Genomic DNA, 13,380 nt, shown 5'->3' on the forward strand with positions numbered 1-13,380 from the left:
GGGGCGCCGCGGACGCCCTGGACGCCGACAGCAAGTAGGGGCAGCGGGGGCGCGCCGCCCGCCGCCGGCGCGCCCCCGGTTCCCGATCGCGCCACGGGTGCCCTACCTTCGCGTCCATGATCCACGAAGCCCCTCCGAACGCCCCGGACCTCCGGTCCGCCTGGACCGCGCTGGGCGGCGACCCCGCGCTGCCGTCCCGGGTCACCACCGTCGTCCGGGCCGGCGCCCTGCCCTCGCCGCTGCCGGTACGGGAACTCGCCCGCGCCTGTGTCGGGGCCGCCTCGCTGGCTGCGGCCGAACTCGCCGCGGAGCGGGGCGCGCCCGCCGGGGTGCCCGCCGTCGAGGTGGACGACGGGGCGGTGGCCACCTCGTTCGTCAGCGAACGGCACCTAAGGGTCGGCGGTCGGGCGCCGGTGGCGTTCGCCCCGCTGTCCCGCTGGTGGCGGACGGCCGACGGCTGGCTGCGCACCCACGCCAACTACCCCCACCACCGGGCGCGCTTGCTGACCTCGCTGGGGCTGCCCGCGGACACCGGCGACGAGGACGCCGTGGAGCGGGTCGCGCAGGTGCTGGCCCGGTGCGACGGCCCCCGCGCGGAGGACGCCGTGTACGCGGCCGGAGGTCTGGCGGTGGCCCTGCGCACGCCCACCGCCTGGGCCGCGCACCCGCAGGGCGCCGCGGTGGCCCGGCTGCCCCTGGTGGACCGCGCGGTGCTCCCCGGCCGGCCGGACGGGGCACGCCCGCTGCCCCCGCCGGACGGTGTGCCGCTGCTGCCCGCCGCCGGGGTGCGGGTCCTGGACCTCACCCGGGTGATCGCCGGGCCCGTCGCCACCCGCACCCTCGCCCTGCTCGGTGCGGACGTGCTGCGCATCGACTCCCCGGAGCTGCCCGAACTGCCCGACCAGTACGCGGACACGGGGTTCGGGAAGCGGTCCACGGCCCTGGACCTCGCCTCCCTCTCCGGGCGCCGGGCCTTCGACGCCCTGGTGGAACGGGCCGACGTCGTCGTGACGGGGTACCGGCCCGGCTGTCTCGACCGCTTCGGGCTCGACCCGGCCGCCCTCGCCGCCCGACGGCCCGGGCTGGTGGTGGCCCGGTTGTCGGCCTGGGGTCCGACCGGTCCGTGGGCACGGCGGCGGGGCTTCGACAGCCTGGTGCAGGCCGCCTCGGGCATCGCGGCCACCACGGGGTCGCCCGAGCGGCCCGGCGCGCTGCCGGCCCAGGCACTCGACCACGGCAGCGGCCATCTGCTGGCGGCCGGGGTGCTCCGCGCCCTGACCCTGCGCCAGCGGGACGGCGCCGGACGGTCCGTCGAGGTGTGCCTGGCCCGCACCGCGGCCTGGCTCACCGGCACTGCTCCCGGTGCCGTGGCCAAGACGGCCCCGGGTCCGTCCCGTACGGTCGGCGCGCCGTACCGACCGCAGGCGCCGGGCGGAACGGACCGGTGGCTGACCGAACGGGACGGGCCACAAGGGCGACTGCGGTACGCGCTGCCGCCCGTGCGCTTCGCGGGCGGCCCCGCCGACTGGGCGACCCCGCCCGGCCCGTGGGGAACGGACCCGGCCCGCTGGCGGGGCGATCCCGCCTGACTTGCCCCGTCCGTCCCCGGTGGTGAAGATTCGGTGTGGACTCCCTACCCCCGATACCCGGGGCGGACGACGCGGCGTTGGCCCGGCCCTCGCCCCTGTCCGCCGCCGCCCGGCCGGCGTGGCGCGCCCCCCTCGCCCGTACGGTCACCGTGCTCCTCCTGCTGCTGCTCGCCGGTCTGATCCCGCTGCTGGGACCGTCGTTGGCCCTCAGCGGCACCGGGGAGGACCCGGCCCCCGGAACCGCCGGCATCGGCCTGTTGCGGACGGTCCTGTTCGCGGCGCTGGCGATCCAGTGCGGGGAACTCTTCGGCGGGCTGCTGGCGCGCCGGGTACCCGAGGTGCCGGAAGCGGGCCCACCGCCCCCGTGGTCGGGGTACGCGGCGCTCGCCGGGACGGTGGCCGCACTGGGCCTCGCCTCGATCGTGGCCACCGGGAACCTGGTGCCCGGCCGGCTGTCGGACATGGACGTCGGAGGGCTCTACCAGACCCGGGACGGGGCGCTGGCCCTGGTGGAGGTGAACGCCTTCCTCGTGGCGGGGTTGCTGTCCCGGTCGCGCAGGACCGCGGTGCGGGCGCTGCCGCTCGTGGCGGTCGTGGTCGCCGAGGCCCTGCGGGCGCACCCGGTGACGGAGTTGCGGCCGCTGGTCGGGGCGGGGCTGACCCTGGTGCACCTGACGAGCGCCTCCCTGTGGGTGGGCGGTCTGGTGTACGCGGTGCGGGTCGGCTGGCGGTGGCGGGAGCGGGACCCCCGTGCGGGCACCGTACTGCTGGCGCTCTACGCGCGGGTGGCGGTGGTCCTGCTCGCCGCGGTGACGGCCACGGGACTGGTGAGCACGGTGCGCCGGATGCCGCCGGACACCCTCTTCGAACAGCTGCGGACCACCGCCTACGGGCGGGTGCTGCTGGCCAAGGCACTGCTGATGGTGGTGGTCACGGTGCTGGCGCTGGTCGCCCGGCGCCGGTTGCTCCGGGCGACCCGGCCGCGCCGTAGAAGGGCCCGGCCGGCCGATCCGCTGGGCGCGTTCGCGCCCGCGCGCGTCGAGGTCGTCGTCCTGGGCCTGGTGGTGGCGGTGTCGGCCCTGCTGACGGCCCTGCCGGTGCCGATCCGGTGGGGTGCGCTGTGGTGGTGAGGCGGCGCGGCGGGTTCACGGGGTGACGAGGACCTTGAGGGCGGTGCGCTCGTCCATCGCCCGGTAGCCGTCGGCGATCTGCTCCAGACCGACCGTCAGGTCGAACACCGGTGAGGGGTCGAGGGTGCCGTCGAGGACGTCGGGCAGCAGGTCCGGCAGATAGGCGCGGACGGGGGCGACACCGCCGCGCAGGGCGATGTTCCGGGCGAACATGACGCCGAGGTCCACCCCGGAGGCGCTGCCGTGCGGCACGCCGACGAAGCCGACCGCCCCGCCGTCGCGGGCGATGCCGAGGGCGGTGCGCATGGACTGTTCGGTGCCGACCGCCTCGACCACCGCGGGGGCGCCCTCGCCACCGGTGAGCTCCCGGACCGCCTCGACCGCGGCCTCCCCCCGCTCGGCGACGACGTCGGTGGCACCGAAGCGACCCGCCAGCGCGGTGCGTCGGTCGTGTCGCCCCAAGGTGACGATCCGTTCGGCCCCGAGCCGGCGGGCGGCCAGCACCGCGCACAGGCCGACCGCACCGTCCCCGACCACGGCGACCGTCACACCGGGGCGCGCGCCCGCGCCGAGGGCCGCGTGGTGGCCGGTGCCGAGGACGTCGGACAGGGTGACGAGCGCGGCCAGCAGCCGGTCGTCGTCGAGCGCGTCCGCGGGCAGGGTGACGAGGGTGCCGTCGGCGTACGGCACGCGCACCGCCTCGCCCTGACCCCCGTCGTACCCGGGACCGCCCCAGGCGCCCCCGTGCACGCAGGAGGACGTCAGCCCGTCCCGGCAGTACGCGCACACGCCGTCGGACCACAGGAACGGCGCCACCACCAGGTCCCCGGGACGCACCCGGGTCACTTCGGCGCCGGCGTCCTCGACGAGGCCCAGGAACTCGTGCCCCATGCGCTGCCCCGGCCGGCGCCGCGCGGCGCCCCGGTAGGCCCACAGGTCGCTGCCGCACACGCACGCCCGGACGACGCGGACGACGGCGTCGGTGGCGTACTGGACGCGGGGCGCGGGCACGTCGTCCACCCGGATGTCACGGGTGCCGTGGATGGTGGTGGCGCGCATGGGCGAGTCCTGTGCCGTGCGGGCCCCCGGACCGGGTCCGGGAACCGCCGTTCAGATCCGTTCCTCACGGTACGCCGGGTTGCCGCCGGGGTGCGCGGTGGCGGCGGCGAGGACGCCGGTGGTCAACAGGAACTGGGCGGTGAGGTAGGTGAGCATGACCCAGAAGTCGGGGCGCGGCAGCTGGGGCCAGTCGGCGATGCCGGTGGCGATGAGGGTGTCGGACAGCAGGAAGAGCGCGCCCCCGAGCCCGGTGACCGGCCCCAGGAGCCCGGCGCGGAACGCCATCACGGTCAGGAGCACGCTGTAGAGGGCCACCGGGACGCGCAGCCCGGCCGGGAGGTCCGGCCACAGCAGGGCGACGGTGCCGACCAGGGCGAGGGCGTACGCGGCGCCGAGGGCGGCGCGCCCGTTCCGGGCCCGGGGGTCACGGCCCGGGCGGCCGTAGCGGGCGAAGAGCGCCAGGTAGCAGAGGTGGCCGACGGCGAAGGAGGCCATGCCGGCGAGGAACGCCAGGTCGTGGTCGACGAGCAGCAGGACGTCACCGCCCCAGCCGAACAGCAGCGCCACGGTGAGCAGGCGCGGGCCGCCGCTGAGGGCTGCGTAGGCGGCGAGCAGGAGCAGCAGTACGGGTTTGACGGCGGTGTGGCCGGCGGGGGACCCGGCGAGCAGGGCCACGAGGTCGGCGGTGGCGGCCACGGCGTAGGCGGCGAGCAGTCCACGGAGCAGGGTGGCGTGCCGGGCGGTCGGCTCGGCGGGCAGGAGGCGCGGGATCACTCGGGGTCTCCGGGGGACGGGACGGGAGCCGTGGGGGGTCGGGCGGCATCCGTCAAAGGGGGCATGGATGCACCGTAGGGGGCGTTCCGGGCCACCACCAGACGTGATTACCCACAAGTATTACCGCTGAGTAGGTCGCCACTTCTGTGCACTTCGCCCCTTGTCAGGACGGTGCCGGGGCCGGCCGGACCGGCGCAGGCCCTGCCGGGGCGGGCCGGGTCAGACGCCCGCCGCGCCGAGCAGCGAGCCGACCGCGTAGGTCACGCCCATCGCGAGCGCGCCGCCGACCACGTTGCGCAGTACCGCGCGCCGCGGGTCGGCGGCCCCGAGGCGGGCACTGGTCCACCCGGTGGCGACGAGCGCCGCCAGCACCGACAGGACGGTCACCGCGAGGCGCCAGTGCGCGGGCGGCAGCACCATCGCGAGCAGCGGCAGCAGGGCGCCGGCGGTGAAGGCCAGGAAACTCGCCCAGGCCGCGTGCCAGGGGTTGGTCAGCTGGTCCGGGTCGATGCCCAGCTCCACCCGTGCGTGGGCCCGCAACGCATCGCGCGCGGTGAGTTGCTCGGCCGCTGCCCTGGCGACGGCGGCGCTCATTCCGCGGTCGGTCAACAGGCCCGTCAGCTCCGCGAGTTCGGCCTCCGGCTCGTCCCGCAGCTCCCGACGTTCCTGGGCGAGCGCCGCCTGCTCGGAGTCCCGTTGGGTGGACACCGACACGTACTCGCCCGCGGCCATCGACATCGAGCCCGCGAGCAGTCCCGCGAGGCCGGCCGTGAACAGGGCCGACCGGTCACCGGTGGCGCCCGCGACGCCGACCACCAGGCCCGCCGTCGAGACCACGCCGTCGTTGGCGCCCAGGACGGCCGCCCGCAACCAGTTGAGGCGCCCGCCGAGCGCACCGCCGTGGGCCTCGTCGTGCGGCGGCTGACCGCCCGGGGGTGTCGGTTCGCTCACCGCTGGAGCGTCTCACCCCCGGGCGACGGCACGGGGACGCCGCTCCGGGGCGCCCGGCGGCGTCAGCCCTGCTTGGGCGCGGCCTGCTGGACGACCTCGAAGGACCACACCGTCGAACCGGACGCGGCGGGCTTGGGCCGCTCACCCGGGGCGGCGCCGCCCCGGTGGGCCGCCTGCATGGGCCCGTCCATCCACTTCTGGAAGTCCTCCTCGCTGCGCCAGCGGGTGTACACCAGGTACTGGTCGGTGCCCTCGACCGGGCGCAGCAGCTCGAACCACTCGAAGCCGTCGGAGCCCTCCACCGATCCCGCGCGGGACGCGAACCGCTGCTCCAGCACCTCGCGCTGTTCAGCCGGGACGGTCAGGACGTTGATCTTCACGATACTCATGCGTCCATCCTGCCGTGCCCCGATCCGGGGGTGACGGAGGGGGGCTCTCCACGGCACGGTGCCGACCGGTGCGCGCCCGCGCCGGGTCGCCCACGCGCGCCCGTTCGCCCGGGAGCGGGCGGCCCGTCCCGTGGCGGGGCGTGCACGGCGCCCCATAGAATCCCCCTTCGCGGGGGCGGCTCCGCGGCGTGCTTCCTTCTCCTCCTCTGCACGAGATCCGTAGTGCGCCCGCTCTCCGCCCCCGCTCATCACGTCCCGGGGGGCCCAGATGACCGAACTCGCTCTCGTGCTGCTCCGCCGGATGCGCACCGTCTACCTCGACGCACCCGCGCCCGCGACGGGCCACGAGCCGGTGGCGGACTCGTCGACGATCGTGGCCGGCGAATCGCTGTTGCTGGAACGGGGCCACACCCTCAGCAAGCCGCTGCGCGACGCACTGGCGGGGCTCGGCCGGCTCCGGCAGCGGATGGCGCTCAACACGCTGGTCAAGCAGCTCGACTCGCTGGTGGGCGCCGACCGTCCGCACTTCCCGCTGTTCCGTCGTTTCCCGCTGTCCCCGCCGGACGACACGCACGAGCTGTACGTGCAGCGGGTGTTCACGCTGCTCCTCCAACACCCCGAGCAGCCGTGCGTGCGGTGCGCGCGGGCCGGCTCGGTGCACCCGGTGTCGCCGTGCGCCCATCTGGTGTGCCGGTCCTGCTGGGACGGCGCCGACTACACGGGCTGCCCGTTGTGCAACCGCCGCATCGACCCGGACGACCCCTTCCTGCTGCCCGCCGCTCCCCCGGACCCGAAGCGGTTCACCGTTCCCGTCGGGCCGCTGAGCCCGCTGGTGCTGGGGGGTGACCGGGCCGCCGACTGCGGGCGGGCGCTGGCCCGGCTGCTGGCCCGCCGCACCCCGTTGTCGCCGCAGGACCGGGACGACCTGACGGTGCTGCTCGCGCACGCACCGTGCCCCTCGCGGTGGCTGCCCCTCGACATCCCCGTCCGGGAGACGAAGGCCCTGGTCCTCGGCACCCTGCTGCGCGAGCCCGCCACCCGCGAGGCGGTGCGCCCGCTGCTCGACGGGCGGCTGACCACCGCCACCGACGTGCTGCGGCTGCTGCGGGTGTGGTCGGACGGCGGAGGCGACCTGATCGGCGGGCATCCGCTGCGGTCCCTGCCCCGTGCGCTGCGCCGTGACCTGTTGGCGGCCCTGGACGGTCTTGAAGTGTCCTCGTCGGTCGAGGACATGGCCCGGCACCCCGGTCTGTGGAAGGCCGCGGGGCAGGTGCTGCACCCCTTCGAAGGGCACCAGCGGCATCCGCGGGCGGCCCTGGCGTTCGCCGTCGTGCGCGGCACCCCGCTCCGGGACGACGCGCTCGGTCGTGCACTGCGCGCGACGGCCCACGCGCACCCGGACGCGGTGCGGCGCGACGGGCGGCGGCTGCGGCCCGTGCGGTTCGGCGCAGGGGTGGAACGGGCGCTCGCCGCACGGGACACCGGGGAGGCGTTCGCCCTGCTCGCCCGGCGGCCCGGCGAGCTGCTGCGCCGGCTCGACCACCTGCTGCGGCTGTCGGGCGACCCGGAGCTGCCCGGGGCGACGGCCGATCTCCTGCGTCAGGCGCTGCCCCGGGCGGGCGCGGGACCGCTGCTCGCCGCGTACGGGCGGTTGCGGGTGCGCCACCTGCCCGGCGGACGGCGGGTGTTCCTGCCCCGGGGCCGGGCGACGCACGCCTTCACGATCTCCGACACCAGGGCGCCGCTGCCGGCGGAGCTCACCGCCCGGGTGGGCGCGCTGCTGGAGGACGAGGTGCTGCGCAGGCTGTCGCGGGCGCCCGGCGTGGACCTCGCGGTACTGGACGCCTCCCTCGTGGACCTCCCCGTGCCGGCGGCCGAACACAGCGCGGCGAAGAGCCTGGTGTCCCTCCCGCGCGGCAGTGTGCGCCCGCTGCCGCAGGGGCCGATCGTCCGGCTGTTCCTGCACTGGCGGCAGCGCGGGCAGCAATCCGTCGACCTGGACCTGTCGGTGGCGCTGTACGACGCGGACTGGGCGTTCACCGGCCTGTGCGACTTCACGGAGCTGACGTTCGGTGAGCGCGCGGCCGTGCACTCCGGTGACCTGACCTCCGCGCCCGCGCCGCACGGCGCCACCGAGTACGTGGACCTGGACCCGGTGGCCCTCGCCCGGACGGGGGCGCGTTACCTAGTCCCGGTCGTGTTTAGCTTCGACAACACCCCCTTCGACGCGTTGGCGGACGGGTTCGCCGGGTTCATGGCCCTGCCGTACGAGGGCCGCAATGCGCGCTTCGAGCCGGGGGCGGTGCGCCAGCGCTTCGACCTCGCGGGTCCCGGTCGGGTCCAGCTGCCGATGCTGGTGGACCTGGAGCGGAGGGTGAGCGTGTGGACGGACGTGCAGGTGCCGACCTCCGAGGGGTACCACCACGTCGCCCGCCACCGCTTCCGGTTGGGCCGCGTGGGGCGGGACCTCCAGGCGCACCTCGGGGCCGGCCGCACCACGCTGTGGGACCTGGCGGTGTGGCACGGTGCCGCGCGCGCCGAGGAGGTCGCCGTGGTCCGCCGGGCGCCGGGGCCCGAAGAACCGGACGAGCTGTGGGTGTACCGCAGGGCGGACAGGGAAGGGCGTGCCCGGTTCGCGGCCCGGATCCGCGACGGCGGCCCGCCCGAGGAACGCCGCCCCGGTGCGGTGGACGCGCTGGCCGCCGCGGCGGCCCGGGGCAAGCGGGTCCTGCTCGCCCTGGTGGAGGGGGACGTCGCGCCCGACGAGGTCAGCGGGGAGGTGTACCGACTGCTTCCGGGGCCCGTCGACGGGTGCGGTCTCGACCGGCTCGCGGCCCAGGACCTGGTGGCCGCACTCGGTTGACCCGACGTCGGGACGAGCACGCGGTACCGGGTGGGCCGTCAACCTCGTGCCGCACCGCGCCAGTTGTACGTCGACCGGGCGGGGCGCCGCGTTCCGGGGCGCGGCCGGGTGGCGCCGGACGCGGTGTCAGCCGCGGGACGTATCCTCAATGACCATGCTCGACGACCGTACGACCGCAGCGCACCCGCCCGAGTGGCCGACCGCGTACCCCGAGGGGTACGCGGTGGTCGACGTCGAGACGACCGGTCTCGCCCGGGACGACCGGATCGTGTCCGCCGCGGTGTACCGGCTGGACGCGCGCGGGGACGTCGAGGACCACTGGTACACGACGGTGAACCCCGAGCGTGACCCGGGACCGGTGTGGATCCACGGTCTGACGAGCGAGGCACTGGCCGACGCGCCGCTGTTCGTGGACATCTCCGAGGAGTTCGCCGCCCGGCTCGACGGCCGGGTGCTCGTCGCGCACAACGCGGTGTTCGACTGGTCGATGATCGCCCGGGAGTACGCGCGCGCCAGCCGGACTCCCCCGGTGCGCCAGCGGCTGTGCACCATCGCCCTGTCCAAGGAGCTGGGCCTGCCGTTGCCCAACCACAAGCTGGAGTCGTTGGCGGCGCACTTCGGGGTCGTCCAGCAACGGGCCCACCACGCGTTGGACGACGCACGGGTGCTCGCGGAGGCGTTCCGCCCGAGTCTGCGGGCGGCGGCGCGGGGCGGTCTGCGGCTGCCGCTCTTGGAGTGCCGTCCGCTGACCGAGTGGTCCCCGGGCTCAGCGGCCCCGGCGGCGGTGATCGGCCGCCAGGCGTCGTACGGCGGTTCGTCCGGGTACGCCGGGAGCTGGCGGCAGTCCCGCAAGCGGCCCCCGTGCCCGTACCCCAATCCGGGCCGTTACGCGGTGGGCGGGGCGTTGAAGCAGGGCATGCGGGTGGCCTTCTCCGGTGACACCTCCGTCGATCGGGAGCTGTTGGAGGACCGGGCGATCGAGGCGGGGCTGCACATCGCGACGAGCCTGTCCCGGCTGACGAGCCTGTTGGTGACCAACGACCCCGATTCGGGCACCTCCAAGACGGTGAAGGCCGCGCAGTTCGGCACCCCCGTGATCGACGAGGCGGCCTTCGGGCAGTTGCTGCGGGACGTGGAACCGGCCGATCCGGTGCCCGCGAAGACCGCGCGCCCACGAGCGGCTGACGGCTGACGGCACCCCTGTGCGAGCACTGCCGCGTCCAGCTCATCGGGCAGGGCGTCGAGGGCGAGGGGCGCGGGTCCTGCGGCGCCCACTGCTCCCGGGCGGACGGCCGCACGGGCATCGTGGACCGGGTCCGACGCCGACGCCGGGACCCTGACGCGGAACGACGCGGGGGCGAGTTGTACGGTCGTGGGGTGTACCGCTTCCTGTTGTCCCGGCAGTGGGTGATCCTCACCCTCCTCGCCCTCGTCCTCATCCCCGTGATGATCGAGCTGGGCTTCTGGCAGTTCCACCGGCACGAGAACCGCGTCGCCCACAACAAGCGGATCGAAGCAGCGATCACGGCGGCTCCCGTGGCGGTCGGGGAACTGACCTCACCGGGGCACGCGGTGACCGACGCCGAACGGTACCGCCGGATCACGGCGACCGGCAGCTACGACGACGAGAACCAGTTCGTGGTGCGCCGCCGCACCAACAGCGACGACCAGGTCGGCGTGCACGTCCTGACTCCGCTCGTCCTCGACGACGGCAAGGTGCTGCTGGTCAACCGGGGCTGGATCGCCGCCGACGGACCGCAGACCCAGCTGCCGCGCATCCCCGCGCCGCCGGGCGGCGAGGTCACCGTCACCGGGCGGCTGATGCCCGACGAGACCACGGCGAAGAGCGGCATCAAGGACCTCAAGGGCCTGCCCGACGGAATGATCATGCTGATCGGCAGCGCCGCGATGGCCGAAGTCCTGGATCGGCCGGTGCTCGGCGGCTTCGTCGAGCTGTCCGCCCCCGACCCCGCCGGCGGCACACCGCAACTGCTGTCCGCCCCCGACCACGGCAGCATCGGCGCCCACATGGCCTACGCCGTGCAGTGGTGGCTGTTCACCGCCGCCGTTCCGGTGGGGTGGGTGATCCTGGTCCGTCGGGAGTTGCGGGACCGGGCCGCGGCGGCGGCGAAGGAGTCCGGCACCACCCCGACCGGGCCGCCCGCGACCGCGACGGTCTGACCGGCGGGACGACGGGGACCGGCCCCGACTGCCGGGGTCGGTCCCCGTCGTCCCGCACCCCGGGGCAGGATGGGGCCATGGATCTTGGACTGAAGGACCGTGTCTACGTCGTCACCGGCGCCACCCGGGGACTGGGCAACGCCACCGCCCGTGCACTCGTCGCCGACGGCGCCAAGGTGGTGATCACCGGGCGCGAGGAGTCCGGCGCCGTCGAAGCCGCGACCGCACTGGGCCCGAACGCGGTCGGGGTCGCCGCGGACAACGCCGACCCCGCCGCCGCGGACCGCCTGGTCGCGACGGCCCGGGAGTTCGGCGGCTTCGACGGCATCCTCATCAGCGTGGGCGGACCCGCACCCGGGTACGTGGCGGACAACACCGACGACGAGTGGCGGGCCTCCTTCGAGTCGGTCTTCCTCGGTGCGGTCCGGCTCGCCCGGACGGCCGCCGCCGAACTCGGCGAAGGCGGGGTGATCGGCTTCGTGCTGTCGGCGTCCGTGCACGAGCCGATCCCCGGTCTCACCGTCTCCAACGGACTGCGCCCGGGCCTCGCGGGCTTCGCCAAGTCGCTCGCCGACGAACTCGGGCCCCGGGGCATCCGGGTGGTGGGCCTGCTCCCCTCGCGGATCGACACCGACCGGGTGCGACAGCTGGACGCGCTGTCCGCCGACCCGGAGGCGACCCGGGCCGGCCACGAGTCGAAGATCCCGCTGCGCCGCTACGGCACGCCCGAGGAGTTCGGCCGGGTGGCGGCGTTCACCCTGTCGCCCGCGGCCTCGTACCTGACGGGGATCATGCTGCCCGTCGACGGGGGCGCCCGGCACGGCTTCTGAGCACCGGCCGGTCGGGCGCGCGGGTCAGCTCACGCGTTCCGCGTGGTGCCGGACCGTGCGCAGTCGGACCGTGGCGGGCAACCGGGCCAGGCCGGTGGAGGTCCGGGCGCCCGCGAGGACCTCGTCGTCGAGCCGCCGCAGGGTCCCGCGGGGCGCGGCGTGCGGCTCCAGGGTGAGTCGTACCCGGGCCGCCGGGGTGGTGCGGCGGCCGGTGAGGGTGACCTCGGCGCGCTCCACCCCGTCGAGGTCCTCCGCCTCGGCGGCGAGGGCGGCCTCCAGGGCGCGGCCCCGCACAGTGGCGTCGTCGCCGTCCCCGGTGTCGACGAGGACGGCGGCGAGACGGCGGCGACGCAGCACCGAGGACAGCCACCACAGGGCGAGCAGGACGAGGACCGCCAGGACCGCGATCACCGTGGGCCACCACCAGCCCTCGTCCCGCCAGCGGGTTCGCCGGGCGGTCGTGAGCAGGACGTCGTGACGGTCGTCGTACACCCACCAGGAGGGCGGCCGCACGCCGAGTCCGACGGCGAGGACGGAGCCCCCGCCGAGCAGCAGGACGAGTCCCAGCGCGCCGAGGAGCACCCGGTTGACGGTCCTGAGCACGGGCCTCACCTCTTCTTGCCGGGTCGTCGCACCCGTAGCCGGAGCGCGGGGGGACGGCCGAGGCCGAGTTCGTCGACGCCCTCGGCGAGGGCGGATTCCAGGTCGGCGCGGACGTCGTCCAGTTCGCGGAAGTGGGAGACGGCGCGGACCTCCGCCTTGCGGCGCCGCACCCGTACCCGTACCGACTGCACCCCGGACACCTCGGCGGCGCGGTCCCGCAGCGCGGTCGCCGCGGCCTTGCGGTGCAGTGCGGCCCGCAGGTCCGGGTCGGTGCCGCGCATGGGGAGCAGGGAGCGTTGACCGGGGGTGAGCGCGAGGACGAGGAGCAGGAGGCCGAGTGCGGCGGCGACGCCCGCGCCGGTCAGGACCCATGGATCGTCCAGGGGGCGGGTGGCGAGTCCGTCGGCGAGGGTGCGGCGCCAGCCCATCGCGGGGCGGCCCGCGCGCACGGCGGCGACGTCGTAGAGCAGCAGGCCGGTGCCGGCGACCAGGAGCAGGGCGACGATCCCGGCGGGCACCCGGCGGGCCGACCAGAAGCGGCGGGGCCCGGCGCTCTCGGAGGGGTCCGTGGCGTGCGGGGCCGGGGTGTCGGCGGGGTCGTGGGGCCGGTCGAGCACGGGGGTCCGGCGGGGGCCGCCGGTCGCCTTCGGGGGCGGCTCGGGCTCGCTCATCGAATCCTCTCCCGCGCTCCGCCCGCCGAGGGCGGGTGCAACCGTTCCACGTGCACCGTGACTTCGGGGACCTCCATGCCCGCCAGCGCCCTCACCCGTTCGGTGACCCGGCGGCGCACCGCGGCGCACTGGGCTCCGAGGTCGCCGGGGTAGTCGAGTTCGAGGGTGACGCGGACCCGGGCGCTGTTCTGGTGGACCTCGACCGTGGTGTGCGGGGCCCCGCCCGCGGGGACGGCCCCCAGCGCCTCGCGGGCCGCTCGCGCGGCGATCTTCGCGATGACGCGGTCGGCGATCCGGGTGGCCCCGCGCTCGGCGGCCTCGACGACCTGAGCGGCCACCC

The 13,380-nt window shown here is 75.9% G+C and carries 13 protein-coding genes; 6 read left to right on the forward strand and 7 right to left on the reverse strand.

Annotated features, from left to right (window positions below; translation table 11 throughout):
- The first annotated feature begins 116 nt into the window (after positions 1 to 116).
- Together ACFV88_RS02615 and ACFV88_RS02620 are read left to right on the forward strand one after the other, a co-directional pair.
- Complete coding sequence (locus ACFV88_RS02615) at positions 117 to 1,589, forward strand: CoA transferase (protein WP_385485205.1); 1,473 nt, start codon at positions 117 to 119, stop codon at positions 1,587 to 1,589.
- Positions 1,590 to 1,624: 35 nt separating this feature from the next.
- Entirely contained in the window at positions 1,625 to 2,719 is a 1,095-nt protein-coding gene (locus tag ACFV88_RS02620) for a CopD family protein (protein ID WP_385485207.1), read from the forward strand.
- Between the two features lie 15 nt (positions 2,720 to 2,734).
- Here the strand turns inward: ACFV88_RS02620 and ACFV88_RS02625 are convergent, their stop codons facing one another.
- The 4 genes from ACFV88_RS02625 to ACFV88_RS02640 form a co-directional block, all read right to left on the reverse strand.
- Positions 2,735 to 3,778, reverse strand: coding sequence for a zinc-binding dehydrogenase (locus tag ACFV88_RS02625; protein ID WP_385485209.1), 1,044 nt, complete (start codon positions 3,776 to 3,778; stop codon positions 2,735 to 2,737).
- A 51-nt stretch (positions 3,779 to 3,829) separates the two neighbouring features.
- Positions 3,830 to 4,552 (reverse strand): lysoplasmalogenase, encoded by a 723-nt coding sequence (locus tag ACFV88_RS02630; RefSeq protein ID WP_385485211.1) that lies wholly within the window; start codon positions 4,550 to 4,552, stop codon positions 3,830 to 3,832.
- A gap of 219 nt (positions 4,553 to 4,771) precedes the next feature.
- Positions 4,772 to 5,503 carry a VIT family protein gene (locus tag ACFV88_RS02635; protein ID WP_385485213.1) on the reverse strand — a complete coding sequence of 244 codons (732 nt, stop codon included), beginning with the start codon at positions 5,501 to 5,503 and terminating at the stop codon, positions 4,772 to 4,774.
- Positions 5,504 to 5,565: 62 nt separating this feature from the next.
- On the reverse strand, positions 5,566 to 5,892 hold the full coding sequence (locus ACFV88_RS02640; protein WP_385485215.1) for an antibiotic biosynthesis monooxygenase family protein: 327 nt from the start codon (positions 5,890 to 5,892) through the stop codon (positions 5,566 to 5,568).
- 268 nt (positions 5,893 to 6,160) lie between these two features.
- Here ACFV88_RS02640 and ACFV88_RS02645 point away from each other — a divergent pair, with 268 nt between their 5' ends.
- The 4 genes from ACFV88_RS02645 (at position 6,161) to ACFV88_RS02660 (ending at position 11,766) form a co-directional block, all read left to right on the forward strand.
- Positions 6,161 to 8,755: an MXAN_6230/SCO0854 family RING domain-containing protein gene (locus ACFV88_RS02645; protein WP_385485217.1), complete on the forward strand. Its 2,595-nt coding sequence runs from the start codon at positions 6,161 to 6,163 to the stop codon at positions 8,753 to 8,755.
- Between the two features lie 154 nt (positions 8,756 to 8,909).
- Positions 8,910 to 9,947, forward strand: coding sequence for a DEDDh family exonuclease (locus ACFV88_RS02650; RefSeq protein WP_385485219.1), 1,038 nt, complete (start codon positions 8,910 to 8,912; stop codon positions 9,945 to 9,947).
- 185 nt (positions 9,948 to 10,132) lie between these two features.
- The gene (locus tag ACFV88_RS02655) at positions 10,133 to 10,936 is read left to right on the forward strand and encodes an SURF1 family protein (protein ID WP_385485221.1); all 804 of its coding nucleotides are present in this window, start codon (positions 10,133 to 10,135) and stop codon (positions 10,934 to 10,936) included.
- A 77-nt stretch (positions 10,937 to 11,013) separates the two neighbouring features.
- Entirely contained in the window at positions 11,014 to 11,766 is a 753-nt protein-coding gene (locus ACFV88_RS02660) for an SDR family oxidoreductase (protein WP_385485222.1), read from the forward strand.
- A gap of 24 nt (positions 11,767 to 11,790) precedes the next feature.
- Here the strand turns inward: ACFV88_RS02660 and amaP are convergent, their stop codons facing one another.
- Genes amaP through ACFV88_RS02675 form a run of 3 tightly spaced genes read right to left on the reverse strand, consistent with a single transcriptional unit; the run spans position 11,791 to position 13,378 of the window.
- On the reverse strand, positions 11,791 to 12,378 hold the full coding sequence (gene amaP / locus ACFV88_RS02665; RefSeq protein WP_385485224.1) for an alkaline shock response membrane anchor protein AmaP: 588 nt from the start codon (positions 12,376 to 12,378) through the stop codon (positions 11,791 to 11,793).
- Positions 12,375 to 13,040 (reverse strand): DUF6286 domain-containing protein, encoded by a 666-nt coding sequence (locus tag ACFV88_RS02670; RefSeq protein WP_385485226.1) that lies wholly within the window; start codon positions 13,038 to 13,040, stop codon positions 12,375 to 12,377. Before ACFV88_RS02670 ends, amaP begins: the two co-directional genes overlap by 4 nt.
- Complete coding sequence (locus tag ACFV88_RS02675; protein ID WP_385485228.1) at positions 13,037 to 13,378, reverse strand: Asp23/Gls24 family envelope stress response protein; 342 nt, start codon at positions 13,376 to 13,378, stop codon at positions 13,037 to 13,039. The genes ACFV88_RS02670 and ACFV88_RS02675 overlap by 4 nt, the downstream gene beginning before the upstream one ends.
- Positions 13,379 to 13,380: the final 2 nt, after the last annotated feature.

Source organism: Streptomyces sp. NPDC059816, assembly GCF_042732055.1.
Lineage (GTDB): Bacteria > Actinomycetota > Actinomycetes > Streptomycetales > Streptomycetaceae > Streptomyces.